This window comes from Paenibacillus sp. FSL L8-0638 (assembly GCF_038593075.1).
Taxonomy (GTDB): Bacteria; Bacillota; Bacilli; order Paenibacillales; family Paenibacillaceae; genus Paenibacillus; species Paenibacillus polymyxa_D.
Genome location: NZ_CP151960.1, coordinates 3559402 through 3579142 on the forward strand (window position 1 = coordinate 3559402; position 19741 = coordinate 3579142).

20 protein-coding genes and 2 pseudogenes are annotated in these 19741 nt (G+C 45.1%); 11 read left to right on the forward strand and 11 right to left on the reverse strand.

All coding sequences use genetic code 11. The annotated features are described in order from the left end of the window. Positions 1 to 38: 38 nt before the first annotated feature. Together MKY35_RS15780 and MKY35_RS15785 are read right to left on the reverse strand one after the other, a co-directional pair. Complete coding sequence (locus MKY35_RS15780) at positions 39 to 983, reverse strand: Gfo/Idh/MocA family oxidoreductase (RefSeq protein ID WP_039270905.1); 945 nt, start codon at positions 981 to 983, stop codon at positions 39 to 41. Between the two features lie 165 nt (positions 984 to 1148). After that, positions 1149 to 1838 (reverse strand): TerC family protein, encoded by a 690-nt coding sequence (locus MKY35_RS15785; protein WP_029517222.1) that lies wholly within the window; start codon positions 1836 to 1838, stop codon positions 1149 to 1151. A gap of 351 nt (positions 1839 to 2189) precedes the next feature. Here MKY35_RS15785 and MKY35_RS15790 point away from each other — a divergent pair, with 351 nt between their 5' ends. Beyond that, complete coding sequence (locus tag MKY35_RS15790; RefSeq protein ID WP_029517221.1) at positions 2190 to 2807, forward strand: TVP38/TMEM64 family protein; 618 nt, start codon at positions 2190 to 2192, stop codon at positions 2805 to 2807. Positions 2808 to 2984: 177 nt separating this feature from the next. After that, entirely contained in the window at positions 2985 to 3956 is a 972-nt protein-coding gene (gene msrA, locus MKY35_RS15795; RefSeq protein ID WP_342444189.1) for a peptide-methionine (S)-S-oxide reductase MsrA, read from the forward strand. A gap of 108 nt (positions 3957 to 4064) precedes the next feature. Here msrA and MKY35_RS15800 read toward each other — a convergent pair whose 3' ends face one another. Continuing rightward, positions 4065 to 4868: a lipid II flippase Amj family protein gene (locus MKY35_RS15800; RefSeq protein ID WP_342444190.1), complete on the reverse strand. Its 804-nt coding sequence runs from the start codon at positions 4866 to 4868 to the stop codon at positions 4065 to 4067. Between the two features lie 151 nt (positions 4869 to 5019). Here MKY35_RS15800 and MKY35_RS15805 point away from each other — a divergent pair, with 151 nt between their 5' ends. Beyond that, on the forward strand, positions 5020 to 5211 hold the full coding sequence (locus MKY35_RS15805) for a hypothetical protein (protein ID WP_029517218.1): 192 nt from the start codon (positions 5020 to 5022) through the stop codon (positions 5209 to 5211). Between the two features lie 113 nt (positions 5212 to 5324). Here MKY35_RS15805 and MKY35_RS15810 read toward each other — a convergent pair whose 3' ends face one another. Then, positions 5325 to 6029, reverse strand: a complete 705-nt coding sequence (locus MKY35_RS15810; protein ID WP_029517217.1) for a YitT family protein — start codon at positions 6027 to 6029, stop codon at positions 5325 to 5327. 460 nt (positions 6030 to 6489) lie between these two features. Then, complete coding sequence (locus MKY35_RS15815) at positions 6490 to 7380, reverse strand: DMT family transporter (protein WP_342444191.1); 891 nt, start codon at positions 7378 to 7380, stop codon at positions 6490 to 6492. Between the two features lie 301 nt (positions 7381 to 7681). Between MKY35_RS15815 and MKY35_RS15820 the strand changes: the two genes are divergently transcribed. From MKY35_RS15820 to MKY35_RS15845, 6 genes and pseudogenes are all read left to right on the forward strand, one after another. Further along, positions 7682 to 8083, forward strand: a complete 402-nt coding sequence (locus MKY35_RS15820; RefSeq protein ID WP_039270894.1) for a hypothetical protein — start codon at positions 7682 to 7684, stop codon at positions 8081 to 8083. Positions 8084 to 8099: 16 nt separating this feature from the next. After that, a complete protein-coding gene (locus MKY35_RS15825) occupies positions 8100 to 8225 on the forward strand; it encodes a hypothetical protein (RefSeq protein ID WP_342444192.1) in 126 nt (41 codons plus the stop codon). Between the two features lie 6 nt (positions 8226 to 8231). Continuing rightward, positions 8232 to 8381, forward strand: coding sequence for a hypothetical protein (locus tag MKY35_RS15830; protein ID WP_342444193.1), 150 nt, complete (start codon positions 8232 to 8234; stop codon positions 8379 to 8381). Further along, positions 8360 to 8416 (forward strand): annotated as a pseudogene (locus MKY35_RS15835) (hypothetical protein); the annotation flags it as partial. The gene MKY35_RS15830 and the pseudogene MKY35_RS15835, both read left to right, overlap by 22 nt. A gap of 85 nt (positions 8417 to 8501) precedes the next feature. Beyond that, positions 8502 to 8597: pseudogene (locus MKY35_RS15840) on the forward strand (spore germination protein); the annotation flags it as partial. Positions 8598 to 8756: 159 nt separating this feature from the next. Further along, positions 8757 to 9059, forward strand: a complete 303-nt coding sequence (locus MKY35_RS15845; RefSeq protein ID WP_342444194.1) for a Ger(x)C family spore germination C-terminal domain-containing protein — start codon at positions 8757 to 8759, stop codon at positions 9057 to 9059. A gap of 14 nt (positions 9060 to 9073) precedes the next feature. On the opposite strand, the gene MKY35_RS15850 is transcribed toward MKY35_RS15845, so the two are convergent. Then, a complete protein-coding gene (locus MKY35_RS15850) occupies positions 9074 to 11599 on the reverse strand; it encodes a transglycosylase domain-containing protein (RefSeq protein WP_342444195.1) in 2526 nt (841 codons plus the stop codon). A gap of 217 nt (positions 11600 to 11816) precedes the next feature. Between MKY35_RS15850 and MKY35_RS15855 the strand changes: the two genes are divergently transcribed. After that, positions 11817 to 13085, forward strand: a complete 1269-nt coding sequence (locus MKY35_RS15855; RefSeq protein ID WP_342444196.1) for a DNA polymerase IV — start codon at positions 11817 to 11819, stop codon at positions 13083 to 13085. Positions 13086 to 13235: 150 nt separating this feature from the next. On the opposite strand, the gene MKY35_RS15860 is transcribed toward MKY35_RS15855, so the two are convergent. From MKY35_RS15860 to MKY35_RS15875, 4 genes are all read right to left on the reverse strand, one after another. Further along, positions 13236 to 13523: a stage VI sporulation protein F gene (locus tag MKY35_RS15860; RefSeq protein WP_013310877.1), complete on the reverse strand. Its 288-nt coding sequence runs from the start codon at positions 13521 to 13523 to the stop codon at positions 13236 to 13238. 111 nt (positions 13524 to 13634) lie between these two features. Further along, on the reverse strand, positions 13635 to 15683 hold the full coding sequence (recG, locus tag MKY35_RS15865; RefSeq protein WP_342444197.1) for an ATP-dependent DNA helicase RecG: 2049 nt from the start codon (positions 15681 to 15683) through the stop codon (positions 13635 to 13637). 1 nt (position 15684) lies between these two features. Further along, entirely contained in the window at positions 15685 to 16554 is an 870-nt protein-coding gene (locus MKY35_RS15870; RefSeq protein WP_039270887.1) for a DegV family protein, read from the reverse strand. 49 nt (positions 16555 to 16603) lie between these two features. Beyond that, positions 16604 to 18388, reverse strand: a complete 1785-nt coding sequence (locus MKY35_RS15875) for a DAK2 domain-containing protein (RefSeq protein WP_342444198.1) — start codon at positions 18386 to 18388, stop codon at positions 16604 to 16606. A 509-nt stretch (positions 18389 to 18897) separates the two neighbouring features. Here MKY35_RS15875 and rpmB point away from each other — a divergent pair. Then, positions 18898 to 19086, forward strand: a complete 189-nt coding sequence (rpmB, locus tag MKY35_RS15880) for a 50S ribosomal protein L28 (RefSeq protein ID WP_013310881.1) — start codon at positions 18898 to 18900, stop codon at positions 19084 to 19086. Positions 19087 to 19310: 224 nt separating this feature from the next. On the opposite strand, the gene spoVM is transcribed toward rpmB, so the two are convergent. Further along, positions 19311 to 19391 carry a stage V sporulation protein SpoVM gene (gene spoVM / locus MKY35_RS15885; protein WP_010345573.1) on the reverse strand — a complete coding sequence of 27 codons (81 nt, stop codon included), beginning with the start codon at positions 19389 to 19391 and terminating at the stop codon, positions 19311 to 19313. Positions 19392 to 19741 lie beyond the last annotated feature (350 nt).

A 19741-nucleotide genomic window follows, 5' to 3' on the forward strand; every position in this document is an offset into this window, starting at 1 on the left:
CTGTCTGGACTGTTAAGATCATGTTCGGACGTTCCATATTAATCACTCAAACGGTTGATCAGTTCGTCAGCCAGCATATGGCTTTCCAATACTTTTCCAGCTCGTACAGCACACTCCTCCGGACGATGAATATGCTCCAGAAAATGATTCACGACTCCTGTGAATCCTCGTCTTTCCAAAATCGTATCCCAGCTTCCAAAAGCTTGCGTTAATGGTGAATGATTTTTTTGCATAAAAACAGCCTGTTCCATATTTGTTACTTCAACAGACCGTCCTGCCCCGTGAAGCTCCAGTTTTTCTATGTCAGCTCCTGCCTGTCTACTCATACTGTAGCTTCCGGTGGCATTTCCCAAACGTACAGTCCCGAACGCAGCATCCATATATCCTTCACTCGTCGTATTCAGACTACTATGCAGCAGTTCATAATCATCGCCACCCAGCCACAATAGCAAGTCAAGCATGTGAATTAAATCATCATAAACCGTCTGTGCCGCCGATCTTCGATCATATCCAGTACGATGTTTAATAGCCGCACATTGACTGAATCCACCCGCTTCCTCTAACCAAGCCTTAGCAGCAACGTAATGCGGGGCAAAACGTCGATTAAAGCCCACCGCCAGCAGCACGGCCTGCGCTTCCGCAAAAGCGGTCATCTCCAGATTCTGACGAACATCATAGGACAACGGTTTATCCACATACACGGCAATCCCTTTTTCAATACACGCCATAACCAGATCAAAATGAGCTTCGGTCGCGGCATGTATAAATACAGCCTCCGGTTCCCATGCTAGCATCTCCTTCACATCTGTCGTTCCTCTAGACAACCTATATTGCTCCATGACGGAACTTACCGGCTCCTGTGAACGGTTCATGACACCTACAATGTCTACACCTTGGTGTGCAGCCAGTAACGGCAAATATACTTTACGAGCAATACCACCCAGTCCCGCAATGGCTACCCTTGTCTTCGTTTGCTTGTCCATATCATTCCCACCTCTAATCACTCATTCATCTGTTGTCTAGTTTACATGGAAGTCTGCTGACAAGTAAAGAAAAGAGACTGCTCCGGGTCCAGTTGGACAATAACGGAACAGCCTCTATGGCATGAACATTCAGCTTCAGCTAAGTTTACCTCAATGTAAGTTAGCTTAGGCGTGCTGCACTTGCTTTCTTGTTTTTTCACTTTTGATTTTTTTAACACGCATCCCAATGGCTACAACCAGAACCACAACCAGAACCTCAAAGCCGTATTTAACGACCCCGTTCATAAACCAGTGTGCAATCAACGGTTCCGCCACCACCATTTTGGCAGCAGTATAAGCAAGTACAGCAGCCCCAATCGTAATAACTACTGGGTAACGTTCTGTCAGCTTCAAGATAATCGTACTTCCCCACACCATGATTGGAACAGAGATTGCAAGCCCCAATATAACGAGTAGCATATTTCCATGAGCTGCGCCCGCTACAGCAAGTACATTGTCGAGCCCCATCATCGTATCCGCGATAATAATGGTGCGGATCGCTGCCCACATTTGATTCGTGGCTGAAATTTCATGCTTCTTCTCTTCGACCAGTAGCTTATAGGCGATATAGATAAGTGCGAGTCCCCCAATCAAACGCAATCCATAAATTTGCAATAAATACGTGACCAGCACCGTAGCAATCACACGAATGATGACCGCTCCGACCGTCCCCCAAATAATGACCTTCTTTTGATTGGCCTTATCAACATTGCGAGCCGCCAAACCGATTACGATTGCATTGTCACCAGCTAGCACCAGATCAATGATAATGATGGATACTAATGCGGTTAAAAACTCAATTGACAACAAATCCATACGTTTCTCCCACCTTTTTTTATTTATTTGTTATACTGTACATAGTTCAGCGCTTTATACTAAAAAAGCGCCATTTCACGGAATCCGGAAACGGCGCTGACCCAAATTTGGCATCAAAAAAAGACCATTTACCCGGATTCCTAAAATCCTGGCAAAGGTCTCGCTTACAACATTACGTTGCCAATAAAGCCGGGGATTAAAAATCCCGTAATGACGACTTTACTCGTTGAGCTACTCCCCTTTGGGAACTATTCTATTAGTGGCAGTATAGCACACATTATTAGGAATGTGAACCCTATTTTTTTCTGTATAAGCGATAAGCCGAACAGGGATATTGAAAGAGGTATGTAAATGAAAAAATGGCTACTCGCCGCTGCTTATGTTTCGCTGCTTTGCATCGCGTTTATCTACAGATATGATTGGCTCGCCTGGGCGGACAAGCAAACCTCCTTTCCAGTTCTGCTACTGCTCGCATTTTTATTCGCGTTAATACCGTTTGTGCCTTACAAGCTGATTATCGCTTCTATTGCTTATGCCGCAGGTCCTTGGCAAGGTGCTCTGATTTGCTGGCTAGGCACTACCATGGCTGCACTGGTCGTTTTCATTGCAGTACGTACCCTGTTTCGTGACAAAGGACGAGCCTATTTGAAGCGGGTTCCCGCATTGGAGCGCTTCAATCGGGTCATGGAAAGGGAGCCTTTTGCTGCTGTTCTGCTGGCTCGCCTGATTCCGGTCATCCCCCAGGCAGCGGTAAATGTATACGCTGGAGTAGCGGGGTTTCCGTTCTGGAGCTTTATCCTAGGTACAGCTATTGGCAAGCTTCCCGCAATTGCGGTGTATGCTTATGCTGGCGGCACCTTTGCAGAACACCCAATCACTGGTTTGCTCATTTTGGTGCTATATACTGCATTGGTGGGCGGCGGCTTTATACTCTACCGAAAAAGGCTTCAACGCATCAATAGAATTTAATGCGACAGTTTGCTACCGTTTCTGTAGGATGTTTCATTGCAATTTTGAGGACAGAGCCAGTTACACGCCGTTTGGTTTCTGACGTTTCGTTGGATTTTGCAAAAATCTCGTATATAATTTAATTGTAAACTATTTAAATAACAACTAATTAAACATTCTCAGATTGGAGTGACAAATATGAGCACCAACAATCCACACACGGTAGAAAAAGCAACTTTTGCAGGTGGCTGCTTCTGGTGCATGGTTTCCCCTTTTGAGGAATTACCCGGTATTTTGAAGGTTAGATCTGGATACACAGGGGGACATACCGCAAATCCTACCTATGAAGAGGTATGCTCTGAAACAACGGGGCATGTGGAAGCCGTACAGATTACATTTGATCCACAAGTTTTCCCGTATGAAAAACTGTTGGAGCTATTCTGGCAGCAGATTGATCCGACGGATGAAGGTGGACAGTTTCACGATAGAGGTTCATCTTACCAAACGGTTATTTTCTATCATAATGAAGAGCAGCGAATCAAGGCAGAAGCTTCTAAAGAAGCTTTGGCTCAAAGTGGCCGCTTCGACAAGCCCATTGCTACACCGATCCTGCCTGCGACCACTTTTTATGAAGCAGAAGAATATCATCAGGACTACCATAAGAAAAACCCCGCTCATTACAAACGCTACCGCAAAGGTTCGGGACGTGAAGATTTTATCGAACAAAATTGGTCTGGCAAGATTGATAAATCCGATCTTAAAGATCGGCTGACGCCTATTCAATACGAAGTAACACAAAAAAACGCGACCGAGCGTCCTTTTCAAAATGAGTTTTGGGATCATGAGGGTGAAGGCATTTACGTAGATATCGTATCAGGAGAGCCCTTGTTCAGTTCATTGGACAAATATGATGCAGGTTGCGGTTGGCCCAGCTTTACCCGTCCGCTGCGCAGCTATAATGTCAAAGAAAAAACCGATCTCAGCCATTTTATGATCCGTACCGAGGTGCGAAGTCGCGAAGCTGACTCCCATTTAGGGCATGTATTCGATGATGGCCCAGGTCCAGATGGTCTGCGTTATTGCATCAATTCCGCCGCGCTCCGCTTCGTGCCTCAAGAAGACTTGGAACGTGAAGGATACGGAGCATATAAGTCATTATTTGAACAGTAAGTATCCATAAAATCATTGGAGCTGGCCCGCGATCTATCTTTAATAGATGATCACGGGTCAGCCCTTTTTTGGGATATGGCAGCAGCACATCATTACAAAAGCTAGCAATTAACTCATTACCCATCCAAGCCAAATTGCTAGCGGTACTAGCAATAGCTGAGCTAATAAAGTACCTGCCAAACGCGACATGATCATCCAGCCGTACATACTGTTCATCCGAGTTAAGGGTAGCTCCCCTCGTAGCGTTTTCTCCGACAGGACCGCCAACCTTGGATCAATTAACAAGGTCAATAATACCGTTGCAACGCCATTGATTAGACCTGACGACATTGACATTGCTGTACCTTGAGCAGGCCACAGGAATGATGCATATAAAGCAGATACTACTCCTGTTGTATAAATCGAAGTGACAGCTATATTCAGAATAATTAGACGCTTGGGTATCGCTCCGCTAATCAGTGAAGTAAGCATGGACCAGGTGGGACGTTTTATGTAGTAGCCTGCATGTTTCCAGCGACTTCGCAGTATTAAATGACGCACCAAAGCCGGAATAGATCCGGTATGCTCCAAATGCACAATCCATCTGGCTGACATGCGTACCACTGTTGGATACAGTAATATAGCAAGTATGGTTCCAACGGTTGCTGCCAGCAGTACCCCATGCATATATAGTTCCAGTCTAATATCCGTTCCGCCCACTTGTGCTGCAGCTTTAGCCTGATCGACCATCCCTCCGAGTAAAGGCCCCTGCGCCATGTTAGAGGTGCGTGAAACCAACAGCAGCATTCCCGCAACGGTTAACGCTAATCCAATCCGACGCGCTCGCAAACCACCAAGCCGCAGAGCATAGGACAAGCTATCTGTAGTATGAATGATGATAGTCAGCAAAAAAACAAAACCCCAGGCAAGCAAATGCTTCACTCCTTTTTCTGGTATTCTGCACACCATTATACGCTTTTTCTCAAGATACATTTTACAATATATTCATTTCTTTGATTTCCGTTTGTTTAATCCTACAACGGGTAATACATAATACATCATCTGCTATAAGGAGTGTGCAACTATGCCTTGGAACAAACATGATTACCCTCCATCCATGAAAAACCTGGAACCTCGTGTGCGAGAAAAAGCCGTTGATATTGCTAACGCTCTACTCCGTGACGGCTATGAAGAAGGTCGCTCGATTGCGATTGCCACTTCCCAAGCCGAGGAATGGAACGATAATCATCCAGCCGAGCAAGATGAGAAACAGTAGAAAAAATATAAAACGGACGCATTCAGTCTACTTTAAAACCTTCCTGATAGAAGCTGAATACAGCGAAAGGGTGTTACGTAAGAAGATTTCTCTCCTAACGTAACACCCTTTCCTTATTGACGAAGGCTGTGGACGACCGGCACTGTTTTGGCAACCACCTTTTTAGCGGGAATAGCCGCTGGCAGTACCTTTTTCACAGGTCGGTGCAGTTGGAACGTGGTCGTCCATGTAATTATTTTTCCGGCAAGCCACACAGCCAGTATTGTAAACATTGTTTCCTTCATAGGCAGATACAATAGTGATAATCCCAGTACGATGATGTCACTGACAATAAACACGTTGCCGATTTTCCACCCGCGCCACTCACTGATCAGCAGAGATAAGATATCATCGCCCCCGGTTGCTCCACCGAATCGCAGTACGATTCCGGCTCCCAAACCTGTAAGCACCCCACAAAGTAGAGCAGCTATCAGCAGATTTCCATGTAGATCTATAACCAGAGTCGAATACTTCTCAAATCCTGCATAAAACAGTGAAAAAGCGACGGCTCCGATTAACGCAAGCAGCATAAATCTTTTGCCCTTCAGTACCCATGCCAGCAATATGACGGGAATATCAAGCAGCAACATACTCCATGCTGGAGATATGCCAAACGCGTAATGTCCCAGCAGGGCCAAGCCTGCAAATCCGCCTTCTGACAAATGATTTTGGGCATTAATGTGATAGTACGTAAAAGCTAAAATGCATGTTCCGAGCAACATGACAGCAATCTGTCTCAATGCTCCATTGTTCACGATAGATTCGTAAGTTTTCCTCATACAGGCTCCCTCGGTTTCTCGTAAGTTTAATGTGGATGAACCCACTCTTACGGAAACTACCAGGTAAGATGTGCCTGGAGGACTTGGTCCTTCGCATGTACAATCCCCTCTTCCGCAGAGTTGGCTTTCGCAACTTGACGTTACTCCGCGGAAAAGCTAAGTATAAGACAGATCAAATCGTTTCCAAATCGTCCTTTGGGGAAGTATCCTTCGGGGACACATGGTATCCTGATCCTTTCTTTTGTGGAATAAAACTCCGACATTTCTGTGGTACATATAATTCTATAATTTATTATACCACACCTTGTCACCTGCTAAACAGCTTGCTTTTTTGCTGCACCATATTTTATTTTATGTGTGAGCATGCTTTATTGTATGTGTGAATTAACGCATTATACCGAAGGTTTGGCGAATGTACATTTAATATAACCCAAATTGTATTTTATTTTTGTTTAGATTATTATCCACTTAATTTGGCGGTTCTACGCTGATTGGCCATAAACACTCCTCCAAGTATAAGGACCAGCCCGGTTAGAACGTTCCAGCCGATATGTTCATTCAAGAGCAAAAAGCCCCATACAATGGCACTTACTGGTACAAAATACGTCACCGAAGAAGCAAATTCCGCACTCCCCCGCAAAATCATGTAGTTGAACAAAATATATGCTACTCCTGATCCCAAAACTCCCAGTCCTATAAGAGAACCCAATACACCTGAATCAGAAACAATCGACAAATCAGGTCTCTCCACCATTGCCATCATAATGCCACCCCCTACCGCCGCACCAAGCAGTGTCGCAAAGGTAGCCTGATACATGGAAAGATTGGAAAGAAAACGTTTGGAGAGCTGTGTTCCAAATCCGTAGCAAAGAGTCGCAAGCAGCATACACCCAAAACCCACAGGATCAACAGAAATAATAGATGCAGGATTAATACCCAATAAAATAATAATTCCTACAAAAGCGAAACCCATTCCTAACCACTGCATTCGATGAAAAATAGCTCCGAAAAAAACAAGCCCCACCAACATGGTCCATATGGGCGTGGTAGCATTCAATACAGAAGCCATGCTGCTAGCTATTCTGGTCTCGCTAAAACCGATCAATGTCCATGGCAAGACCATGTTGACCGAAGCTACCAGAGTAACCGATTTCCACGGAATGCTTTTGATTTTAAACGGCCTGCGCATAAGTATCATTAACAAGACAATAAAAATAAGCCCAAAGCTGGACCTGAGAAATACAATAGTCCACGGCCCTACCTGATGTAGCAACAACACCTTGATAAACATAAACGAACCGCCCCAAATGAGGCTCAACAGTAATAAAGCTGCATATAACGAACGTGACAATATGTATACCTTCTTTCTCCACTTTCTTAAGTTAAATAGTAAAGGCTGACCGCAGTCAGAACGATCTCCCCTTTTATGTAAGTTTTTATCCATTAGCTTAACATAAACTCTGTTTGACTGTCATTGGCGATAAACGTAAGATTCTTTACATAATGGCACATGGGTATCGCTCCCCATCACTTTTCCAATAATTGATGATTGCTTTAGCCATGGAAAAATTCCTATGATGAGGTATAAATAGAACATACGTTCTATATACTGATTATATATTGTATTCTTACTCGGAGTAAAGGAGATTTTTATGCCAAGCCAAAAGATACTGAACCACAAGAATAAAGCTCCTTTACCTTCTGAAGAAGACACAGGGCTGGTCAAGATCTGTGTACTTTTAACTCTTGTTCTGGATGTGCTGGAACGAGACATTCGTATTATAAATACCTCTCCTCTAAAAATGCCCGATTTGTATGTTCGTAGCCTGACTGGAGTACAACAGCGCGTAGCTGTTCAATTAGCAGAGACAAAAGCGCGAATGAAAACACTAGGAATTAAAATTTACAGCGAAATCCGAAATCATGAAGGCGTAGAGGTTTTGTATGTATGCCGTGGCTATCAAAGGCGATTTTTCATGCTTTCATCCTTTGCTCGCAGCGAGGTCCGGCGGAAACTGGGACACTATCTAGGAATTGATCCGACGCAAGATTAAGCCCCCTTGTAATCTGGTGATTCAAGAATGGATAAGTCACCAGATCATGGATAAACTCAGTCCATTTGGCACACATTATGCCTATCTCATCCAAAAGGAGGTGCTCTCTTGGCTGGACATGACGCAGCTTCCGTTGAATTAAGCAGAAATGTTTGAGCAATTATCCATCAATCTGAATCTGATTCGCAAACAAATTGTCACCCCGTCACTGGTTGTACGCTACTTTATGTGGGATCTAAAACCCGAACTAAAATCGTTATTGTCTATGTTCAAGACTTGGCTAATCCTGAGCTGGTGAAAGCAGTGAAAACGAGAATTAAAGCAATCTCCTCCGATATGGCGCTCCCTCCCGGTTTTATTCAAGAATTTAAGGAGGACAATTCTTATTCTCTTCCCTCAATAGCTCACGGAACGACCGGATCGTGTGACCGCCAATCTAATGGAGGGACGGATTACGATTTTGGCTGAAGGTAGCCCAACTACTCTAATAGCTCCCGTGCTATTTTGCCATTAGAGCTGGCGCATACCATCAAATAATAACTGGGCATTTGTTCCACAGCCAATAATTCTGCTTATTTTTTCCTAATTGTGTTCCCTTTTCTGCTGCTGATTCTATCCTATCTCTTCAAAAAAAGGAGGGACCTGAAACATAAAAAAGAGCAGAGCGCTTGGAATGCTGGCTCTACTCATGTTTATAACAGGCTGCTGGGATCAGGACAATTTGAAGGATGCCCGATTGGCAAATGCATCGGCTTATGATCTCACTCCTGAAGGCGTGTTGTCGCATACGCTAGAGGCTGTAGATGATCCTCAAAGCAATCAGGAAAATGGATATGATCCCTTTGGCGTAGACAGACAGTTGATCGCTCATCATCCAGCAGTATGGAAAAGTGTAGATTGGAATGAAGAATACCCCAATGTTCGTTTTCATCCGCAGGTCACTGTAGACATTGTTGGGAACGGCATTTTAAACTAAACCGTTCCTGTCGTTTAGTTTTTGGGTTGATCAGATATTATTTCTGGATAAGTAACTTCGTCAGATTGGTTTTTTGGAGTCTCACTCTGGCTTTCCGATTCAGAAGGAGTCTCCTGTTCATTTTCAACAGAAGGTTGCGAAGTATCTGTTGATGGCACATCGTTGTTCTCATCAGGCATATCTACCTCTGTGTCTGCGTCAGGAACAGCAGGATCCGTTTCCTCTGGTGGAATTTTCTCTTGATCTATTGCAGGGACCTCAACCTCTGGGACTGCTTTTTCCTTGATATCTGGTTTGGATGGGACCACTGGTCTAGCAGAACGCGGAATCTGTTCTCTTCCAACCTCGATAGGCACATATTTTTGATTAAACCAGTCAGTCACGAGTTGACCCGATTGACGGGAATAACGCCCTGGTAGCTTACCTGTAAGGCTAGAAACCGTAACTCTTACAACACCTTCCGGCTGTATAAAGTGCTTATTCTTAAAAAGCTCAGGCTGGTCCTTGACCGCCTCATTCATGATCAGTGCCCACACTGACTGTGCTCTGGAATGACCTTCTTGAGATAATGTATTAACCTGTTGGCGGTAACCAGCCCAGACGCCTAGTGTAACGTCGGGTGTGTACCCCATAAACCACACATCACCAAAGTTTTGTGTCGTACCGGTTTTACCGGCGATATCAATGGCACCGTAGCTTTTAAAAGCATTTTGCAGACGTTTGCCAGTTCCCCTCGGATCTGATATAACCGTTTTGAGCATATCCGTCATCAAAAATGCGGTTTGCTGCGAATATACACGTCTCGTCTGCGGTTTAAATTCATATACGATCTTCCCGTTGGCATCCGTAATTTTGCTGATCAGATGAGGTGCATTATATACACCCATATTGGGAATCGTTCCATATGCTGCGGTCAGTTCCTCGACGGATACCCCTTTACTTAGTCCACCCAAAACCCCTGTCTGTGCATGTTCATCCTGCGACTGAATGGTCGTAATTCCAAGAGAACGCACAAAATTCCAAGCGTTAGGAATTTTAACTTCATATAAGAACAGCCTCAGCGCAGGGATGTTGATTGACCGATTGAGTGCTTCACGGGCTGTCATAAGCCCCTCGTACCGTCTGTTATAATTTTTAGGAATATGATAACCTTTACGTCCGTCTTTCAATATGATTTGTGAATCATCAATAAGACCGGCTGGCTGAGTGTAGCCTTTTTCCAAAGCAGGTAAATAAGCAGCAATAGGCTTCATGGCAGAACCGGGCTGACGTGTCATTTGAGTTGCATAGTTCATTTGCTCGGTATTAAAATCTCTGCCCTCGATCATACCAAGTATAGCCCCTGTTTTATGATCAATCATGATTGCTGCAATCTGCTCTAATCCCTTCTTCTTACTGTACGGAGAAAAGTTTTGTGGATTGGCTGCAATCTGCCGCATATTATTATAAATTTTCTTATTTATCGTTGTATAAATTCGATATCCGGACCTTTGCAACTCTTCTCGCGTATTTTGAAGAAGCTCGGCATGCTCAGGCTTGGAAATTTCGGCTGGCGTGATATCCGGATTTTGCTGGAGCGCTAACAATTGAGCGGCTTCCCGCTCTGTCTCCAGCATCAAATAAGGGAATGTGTTATAACTTTTTTCGCGATGTGGCGCAAGAGTGGCTTTCACATCAAATTGAAGCGCCTCATTATATTCGGATAGCGTAAGTTTACCTGTTGCCAGCATTCTTCCCAACACGACACGCTGACGCTCCATCGCTTTATTGAAGCCTTCTTCATCAAAGTTCCCTTTACCATCAAAAGCGGAATAAACAGATGGCAGTTGCGGGAGACCTGCCAAATAAGCCGCCTGAGCAATATGAAGCTTATGTAGATCACTTACATTGAAAATTCCTAACGAAGCAGACTTGATTCCATATAAATTGTAACCAGCGGAACCATTACCAAAAGGCATTTTGTTTAAGTAAGCCGTTAATATTTTATCCTTGCCCATAAACCGTTCCATACGCAATGCTAGCAGCATTTCCTTCACCTTGCGGCTGTCCGTCTTATCCAGACTGAGAAAAACCCTTCGGGCTACCTGCTGCGTCAGTGTGCTGCCGCCTGTTTGGCGGTTTTCATTCAAAAGCTTCTGCTTAACGGCACGAGCTGTTCCCTTTAAATCCACACCACGGTGCTCATAAAATTGGCTGTCTTCCGTTGAAATGAGGGCGTCCACAATCGACTGAGGGACATCCTTCAGATCAACGAGCTGTCGATCCTCCTCCATGCGCATTCTTCCAACCGGAGTTACCTGATCATTAAAAAATACAAAGCTGGTCAGAGCGTTCTCATTTACCTTTTCATATATCAACTGACGTGATCGTACAGGTTCATCATGAACCAGTGCCGCTACATAGCCGGATATAAGACCTCCAGCAAATAGCACTCCAAGTACACCCGCAAACGAGAACCACTTGATATTAATTAGCAAAACTCTGCCAAAAATACGCCACCTACTGCGTTTTTGAGATGATGGTCGACGTTTTGGGTTCATAAAAATGGTTTTCTCCCCTCAATATTCATTCATTTCCAACTTGTTTTTGCTCAAGATATTATGATACGCCATGTTAGGTTTTACGTAAACTCTAACGTTCCAAAAAATACATTTGTATTAGGAACACTTGTTCTGTATATAATACTACTATAAGAGTATACATTCAAGAATATTTTGGTAGGATGATCAACACCTATCAGGAGAGGAGGTCGAATTTTTGAAGGAACGCAGAAATAGAACCATATTCTTATCGGACTGCCAAAGTTTTTATACCAGCATCGAAAAAGCAGATGATCCCAAATACCAACATAAGCCACTCGTTGTGGCCGGTGACCCTGCACTTCGTTCAGGCATTATTTTAGCTGCATGTCCGCTGGCCAAAAAATACGGTATATCTACAGCAGAACGTCTGGGAGAAGCGGTGAAAAAATGTCCTGACCTTATCATTGTACGCCCGCGTATGCAGCATTATATCGATGTCTCATTAAAAATAACAGAAATCTATAATGAATATACGGATTTGGTTGAAGTTTTCAGCATTGATGAACAGTTTCTGGATATGAGCGGAAGCCTCTCTCTGTTCGGAGATCCGGTGAGTATTGCAAGTGAAATTCAGCAAAAGGTACTGGCACAAACAGGAGTATGGATTCGAATTGGCATCAGCTCCAACAAAATGCTGGCTAAAACCGCGACAGATATATGGGCTAAAAAAAATGACAGTGGCATTTTCTTGTTGCCTACATCCGATATTGCAGCGTTGCTGTGGCCTCAGCCAGTACGTCTTATGTTCGGCATTGGTTCGCGTATGGAACGGCATTTGGAGAAGCTTGGACTACACACCATTGGAGATATCGCACGTACCCCCTTACCCCGGCTACAGGACAGATTCCGGTCTCATTTCGGCAAGCAGTCCGATATTCAGGCAGAGGTGATATGGCGAACTGCTAACGGGATCGATCACAGCCCGGTCAAGCCGGAAACATTTAATACACCTCCCAAATCCATCGGTCATATGATGACTCTTCCCCGCGACTATCTCCAGCCTGCGGAAGTGGAAACCATCCTGCTTGAACTAACAGAAGAGGTGTGTCGGGACGCCCGCCGCAAAGGATATATGGGCTCAGTTGTGACTGTTCATTGTATATGCAGTCCCTACGAGGCACCAACTGGGTTCTCCCGACAAATGAAGATACCCGATCCTACAAACCATACCCAAAAACTATATGAAACCGTTAAAAAAATCTTTTATACTTTTTGGAATCATATGCCCGTGAAGCGCGCAGGGGTTACTTTAAGCGGATTGGTGGATGATCAACTATATCAGTTGGATTTATTTGAGGATCAGGAGCGATCCCGTGCTTTGGAAAAGGTGACGGACACTTTAAAGGATCGGTATGGTCAGTCCATCATCATGCGAGCATCATCGTTAACAGATGCCGGGCAGGCCATGGAACGCTCTATCAAAATTGGCGGTCATTACAAATAAAAAGTCTCATGATAAGTGCACACTAGCTATTGCCCGGGGAATGAACTAAAACAAACCAAAAAGGATCGCCTGATATCAGGCAATCCTTTTTTTATCTGTGCTTCACAAAAAAACATGGAGAACGCTTTGAAGCACCTCTTCAAATAGCAATCAACGGAACATTCCCCACAGCTTGATTAGATGAAATGTATTGGACGGATCAATTTTTTGTGCCAATACGAAGGCGGTCAATTGCTCCTCCTGCGCAGCCGTCAAACGCTCGTTTAAAATAGCAGAAGTGGACTTCACAAGATGACGCACCTTAGCTTTATTTTGCAGGTCCGCTTTAGTCACACCTTCAATCTGCTGCTTAACCCGCTCCTTGAGCGCACGATTCTTCATTTTCAACTTAATCCGCTCCACCAGTTGCGGACTGATTCCATATTGCTGATAGCTCAATGTTGCCACACCTCCCATATCATTCGGTCATTCCCAAATATATGACGGCCAGCCTGTCCATTGTGCCTATCTGTTTAAAACGTTTAAAACAATCTCATAATTCATGGTGGATTAGTCGATGAGATCCCCCTGAAAAATCTGCTCTTTTTGCAAATAACCGCGCAATGCTTCATACTGCGGAGATGTCCAAAAGGACGCATCCTTGATCAGATCAGTTGCATCCTCACGCGCCTTTTCCAGCACCTCAAAATCCGCTACCATATCTGCTAAACGAAACTCGGGTAGCCCACTCTGCTTGGTACCAAAAAAGTCACCCGGCCCCCTCAAATCCAGATCGCGTCTAGCCACCTCAAAACCATCGTCCGTATCGGTCATAACCTTCATCCGCTCCTGACCAACCTCCGACTTAGGGTCAGCGATCAATACGCAATACGAGGCATGTGCACCCCGTCCGACTCGTCCACGTAATTGATGTAACTGGGATAGTCCAAAACGATCCGCATCCATAATGATCATTAGTGTCGCATTGGGAACGTCTACGCCTACCTCCACAACCGTCGTTGAAACGAGCAACTGAATTTCATTCGCATAGAAAGAACGCATAACTTCTTCCTTTTCTGCGGGAGTCATTCGTCCATGTAATAGCCCAACGCGGTAATGTGGAAAAGCCTGCTGCATTTGAATATGCAAATCGATGGCATTCTGTACGTCTAGCTTCTCCGACTCTTCAATCAACGGACAAATCAGATAAGCCTGCCGTCCCTGGTCTACCTCGCGGGAAATAAAACCAAGTACCCGATCCATCAGTTCGTGCTTCACCCAATAGGTGGAAATTGGAATACGCCCCTTCGGCCGCTCTGACAACGTAGAAACATCCATATCGCCAAACGCAGTGATGGCCAGCGTACGAGGGATCGGTGTGGCCGTCATCGTCAGCACATCGGGATTATAGCCTTTGCGACGCAGTACACTTCGCTGGTTCACTCCGAATCTATGCTGCTCATCCGTTACAACAAGCCCAAGCTGACGAAAATATACATCCTCCTGAATGAGAGCATGGGTGCCTACTACAATGTCCAGCAGACCCATTTGGAGAGCAGCTAGCAGTTCCTTACGCTTCTTCCCGGTTGTACTCCCAGTCAGTAGACCAACGCTGATTCCAAAGGGCTCAAACAGCTTGTGAAGCGATCGCATGTGCTGCTCGGCCAATATTTCGGTTGGCACCATCAGCGCTCCCTGAAAACCGGAACGTACTGTGGCAAATAAACCGATGGCAGCAACAACTGTTTTACCTGACCCAACATCCCCCTGAAGCAGACGGTTCATACAATAAGATGAGCGTAGATCGTGCAGTATTTCAAGCTCTACCTTCTTCTGTGCATCCGTTAATTCAAAAGGCAAAGCCCTTACAAATTCACGAATCGTGGCGTTATCCACCGTATGTACCACCCCGTCCGCACGACCGCGATTTAACGCCCGGAATGCCTGCATTTTCAGCTGAAATAAAAACAGTTCCTCATACACCATCCGCCGACGAGCCTCTTGCCCCTCGCGGTTGTCCTGAGGCTGGTGTATACCCGCAATAGCCTGCTTGCGCGGCATCATACTATATTTGCGTACAAGCAACTCAGGCAATATTTCGGGGATCATTTCACCAAACTGCTGGAGCGTCTGGTTCATTATTTTTCGCATCCAACTTTGGGTGATCTTGCCGCCTATAGAGTACACCGGTTGAAGTGTCCCCGAGCGGGCTACTCCTTTATCAGGAAACTCAGAATCTGCAACAGTCATCTGCATACGTTTGAGGTCCCATTTACCAGTCACCACAATTTCACGACCTGAGGTTAGCTGCTCCTTCATGAAATGCCGATTAAACCACGTTGCGGTAAACATCCAATCCTCGGCCATCAATTTACAAGTCAACCTTGATTTGCGCCCGTAACGCTGAAGCACTGGAATGCCCATAATTTTGGCTTGTACCGTAATCTTATCTCCGTCCTTCACTTCGCTTAGCGAGCGCAGTCGGTAATCTTCATACCGAAACGGATAATATTCCAGCACATCCTGTATGTTAAAAATGCCAAAAGCGTGAAGCTCTCCCTCTTTGAGAGCACTCACGCCATGTATTTGTTTTAAAGGTATTTGATCCAATTGCAGCATATTACCTCTCATCTCCGGCCGGCCACACAAAAATGCCAATCGTTCCTGGCCCTACATGGGTCCCAATCACAGCGCCAAGTTCAGTATATATTCGATCTCCTAGCTCAAAATGCTCTGCCAGCTGAGCCACGAACGCTTCTGCCGCTGAGCGATCTGCCGTATGACCCACAGCAATATTAATTTTTTGGCCTTTTAAGTCCCGCTCCAGTAGTTCAATAATTCTCGCTGTCGCTTTTTTATGCCCTCTCGCCTTATCAACCGAATAAATAATGCCTTCTTTGTCAATCGAAAGTATCGGCTTAATGTTAAGCAACGTGCCCACCATTGCCGCTGCCTTACCAATACGTCCGCCTTTTTGTAAGTATTGCAGAGTATCCACCAGGAAATACAAACAACGACGCTCTCCACGACGTTCCACAGCCCGAACAATATCAGCCGGGGAGTGCCCGGCTGCCGCCAGCTCTGCCGCATAAACCACTAGCATACCGTATCCGTATGAAGCTGATTTGGAATCCACCACAGTCACTCTATGTTCATGCTTCTCCAGCATGGATTTGCCCAGCAGAGCAGACTGATACGTTCCGCTCACACCCGAGGATAAATGGATAGAGATAACCTGGCTCTCAGGGTATTGCTCCAACAATGTCGTGTATGTCTCCAAAAAACGGGCTGGTGAAGGCTGTGAAGTCGTAGGCAGCTCATCAGCCCGTACCAGTTCGCTGTAAAACTGCGCCGCTGACATCTCAATGCCGTCCAGGTAAGCTGTGCTGCCGAACATCACTGTCAGTGGTACAACGACTATACCGAGACGGTCTGCTAATTCCGGTGGAATATCAGCCGTGCTATCCGTCAAAATGATGGTACTACTCATCAGTCAGACCTCCTTTTGTAGTGGACTTCCATGGACGCGCAAAAGCACATCAGGTTTCCACTGAGAACAAATAAGGATAAATCGGCTGACCACCTTCATGAACTTCCACTTCAGCATCCGCATAATTTTCTTCAATCCATGCAACAAGCTGATCTGTGTCTTGTTGATTCGCGTCCGAACCTGTAAGAATCGTAACAATTTCATCGCCATTCACCAGCATTTTCGCTAGCAAAAAACGGGACGTTGCCATTAAGTGTTCCTCGGTCGCAACAATCTTGGAATCCTGAATACCGATGTAGTGCCCTGCTGTAATATGCAGATCATCAAGCGTCGTATCCCGTACCGCGTAGGTCACTTGCCCAGACTTCACCCGGGTGACTGCGTCACGCATATTGTCCTGATTTACCTCAAAAGCCTCTTCCTCCTGAAAAGCAAATGCTGCCGCAATGCCCTGAGGAATTGTTTTGCTCGGAATAACCGACACCAAACGTTCCATCTCTAGCAGTTCACGTGCTTGTTCTGCCGCCAAAATAATATTGGAATTATTCGGAAGAATAAAAATATGTTGAGCCGCAATCGAGCGGGCCGCATTAACGAAGTCTTCTGTGCTCGGATTCATTGTTTGGCCGCCAGCAAGGACAACATCGACGCCTAAACTTCTGAAAATATCAGCAATTCCTTCACCGGAAGCCACAGCTATAAAACCAAAGGATGCCAGTTCATGAGCGGGAGGCTCAGACGGCTCTTCCTCACGTACAGGCTCTGTTGGTATTTCAGCAAACCACTCAGGCTCAGGAGCAACATCCATACCCGCAGACAACAAATCACGATGCTGCTCGCGCATATTTAAAATACGAATCTGTGTAATTTCTCCGTAACGCAGTGCCAAATTCAGTACTTCACCAGGAGCCTTAGAATGCACGTGAACCTTGATGACATCATCGTCTGAAATCACGATAATAGAATCACCATCTACAGATAACGCTTTCCGGAAGGCTTCCTCATCAAAATAGGTACCTTGCGCATCGCCCAGTTGTCGATTAATAAAAAACTCCATATCATACAAAAATTCAATATTATCCGTTTCGAGCTTCGCTTGCGCAGAAATCGGCGCATCTGGGGAAGGAACAACTGCAGGAGCAGTAGGTCTCTCCGATACGTGAGGAGCAAAAACCTGGCGTGCATTATCACTTTTTGCAATTGGAGACGTCACCAAGCCGCTTCCAAGATGCTGCATAAAGCCTTCATAAATATACACAAGACCTTGCCCACCCGAATCTACAACTCCTACTTGCTTCAGTACAGGGAGCATGTCCTGCGTCATGGCAAGCGTTTCCTTCGCTTTGGCAAGCACTTCTTCCATCAGTTCCGTGATATCGTTCGTCCGGCGCGAGAAAAACACAGCATGCCTGGCCGCTTCCTTCGCCACGGTAAGAATTGTACCCTCCACCGGCTTAACCACCGCCTTGTAGGCCGCATCCACCCCGCTCTGCAATGCCGATGCGAACTGAAGGGTATTCAATTCCTCGTATGGGGCAGCGTAACGGCTGAAGCCACGAAACAACTGAGACAGGATAACCCCTGAATTGCCGCGGGCTCCCATCAGCAAACCTTTGGATAATATGCCGGACATGACACCGATGGAGGAAGAATCCCCCCTCTTTAATTCCGTTACGCCCGCGCTCATCGTCAAATTCATGTTGGTTCCCGTATCACCGTCTGGCACCGGGAATACATTTAGTGAATTGACATGTTCCGCATGCTGCTGTAATTGTTCCGCCCCGGCTAAAACCATTGCGGTAAAATCTGTTCCATTCAAAGAACGATTACTCAAGAGAATTCCCCTTCCTAGCTTAATACACTTGTTTTACTATCAACCTTCACCACACCTTATTCAACTGTGCCTACAGGTTCAATTAAATTATACTAAAGCCAGACGACGAATACGAATGTCACACTTTCATAAGCTCTTGTACTCACGTCTGGTCGTTCTTCTACAGGTCATATACAATGAAAAACCAGTCAACTGCCCCACAATAAATCATCGGCTGGAATGATAACTATAGTCCCGCCTCTGAACCGCCGGCATGACTGGAATAAGAATTCACATTCCATTTAAATACAAAATAATCGCAACAATAACTATCCCATATTGTACTATAATGCGAAAGAGAAATAAATAAAGTTTTTGAATCAGTTGACGGAGCTTTTTTGACTATGATATTATATTTAAGTATTGTTTTGTTCAGGTTAGTGACTTACAAAGTCCGGCTGACCCAGTCGGCCTGAAGAGAGACCCGTTCCATATGGAATTTGGTTATTTTCAGAATAGGAGGTGGAATCATGTCTCGTAAATGTTCTGTAACAGGCAAAAAGCCTGGCAGCGGTAACCACGTATCTCACGCTAACAACCGTAATCGCCGTACTTGGGGCGTCAACGTACAAAAAGTTCGCATTCTCGTTAACGGTAAACCGAAACGCGTTTATGTCAGCACTCGTGCATTGAAAGCCGGTAAAGTGACTCGCGTGTAGTCGTAAAAAAATATCGTTATAAACAAAAGGCACCTCGTTTTAAACGGGTGCTTTTTTGGTTATTCGAAAAGTAATATCCGCCTAGTTCAGGAGAATAAAATGTCAGGCACCTTCCCGTGCGTTCTTATCTTTTACTACCGAGCTACCTATCTGTTCTGCCCGGGAAGCGTGCCCTGTGTAACTCTAGCTTTCATCCTACATCCTGTGTTTACATTACGTTGAATTCAGTTTTTCTGGAATGTATTCAAAATGGCTTTAACGAATCCACCCAGAAATTTTGGCAGCTTGATTGTGTAAAACTTCATGCCTCACCCTCCCCATCATCCTCCTGCATCCGTTCTCTGTAGTTTATGCAACCTGTCAAGGGTTGTTACCCCACAAAAAAAGGCTACATGAGAATCCCGCTCATGTAACCATATTTATGCACAACCATCCCAGGCTATACCATCAGACAAGTCCGCGAACATAGAGATATGCTGAGAGTATGAAAATAAACAGGATATAATAAAGTACGCTGCACACCACAAAACCTATTCGTAAACCACGCCGTTCATTTTTACGAAAATAAAACAGTACAACTAGAACAGCCAAAAGTGAAAGAACGGCATTCCAAGGAGCCTTCACAAGCGAGAAACAGCTAAGGGTCAACCCCGTC

What these genes read in the sequence shown, in the direction of transcription:
- rpmB (WP_013310881.1), top strand. Translation starts at nt 18,898, where the DNA reads ATGTCTCGTAAATGTTCTGTAACAGGCAAAAAGCCTGGCAGCGGTAAC.
- MKY35_RS15785 (WP_029517222.1), bottom strand. Translation starts at nt 1,838, where the DNA reads ATGGATTTGTTGTCAATTGAGTTTTTAACCGCATTAGTATCCATCATT.
- msrA (WP_342444189.1), top strand. Translation starts at nt 2,985, where the DNA reads ATGAGCACCAACAATCCACACACGGTAGAAAAAGCAACTTTTGCAGGT.
- MKY35_RS15780 (WP_039270905.1), bottom strand. Translation starts at nt 983, where the DNA reads ATGGACAAGCAAACGAAGACAAGGGTAGCCATTGCGGGACTGGGTGGT.
- MKY35_RS15805 (WP_029517218.1), top strand. Translation starts at nt 5,020, where the DNA reads ATGCCTTGGAACAAACATGATTACCCTCCATCCATGAAAAACCTGGAA.
- MKY35_RS15830 (WP_342444193.1), top strand. Translation starts at nt 8,232, where the DNA reads ATGTTTGAGCAATTATCCATCAATCTGAATCTGATTCGCAAACAAATT.
- MKY35_RS15870 (WP_039270887.1), bottom strand. Translation starts at nt 16,554, where the DNA reads ATGAGTAGTACCATCATTTTGACGGATAGCACGGCTGATATTCCACCG.
- MKY35_RS15790 (WP_029517221.1), top strand. Translation starts at nt 2,190, where the DNA reads ATGAAAAAATGGCTACTCGCCGCTGCTTATGTTTCGCTGCTTTGCATC.
- MKY35_RS15820 (WP_039270894.1), top strand. Translation starts at nt 7,682, where the DNA reads ATGCCAAGCCAAAAGATACTGAACCACAAGAATAAAGCTCCTTTACCT.
- MKY35_RS15845 (WP_342444194.1), top strand. Translation starts at nt 8,757, where the DNA reads ATGCTGGCTCTACTCATGTTTATAACAGGCTGCTGGGATCAGGACAAT.
- MKY35_RS15810 (WP_029517217.1), bottom strand. Translation starts at nt 6,029, where the DNA reads ATGAGGAAAACTTACGAATCTATCGTGAACAATGGAGCATTGAGACAG.
- recG (WP_342444197.1), bottom strand. Translation starts at nt 15,683, where the DNA reads ATGCTGCAATTGGATCAAATACCTTTAAAACAAATACATGGCGTGAGT.
- spoVM (WP_010345573.1), bottom strand. Translation starts at nt 19,391, where the DNA reads ATGAAGTTTTACACAATCAAGCTGCCAAAATTTCTGGGTGGATTCGTT.
- MKY35_RS15850 (WP_342444195.1), bottom strand. Translation starts at nt 11,599, where the DNA reads ATGAACCCAAAACGTCGACCATCATCTCAAAAACGCAGTAGGTGGCGT.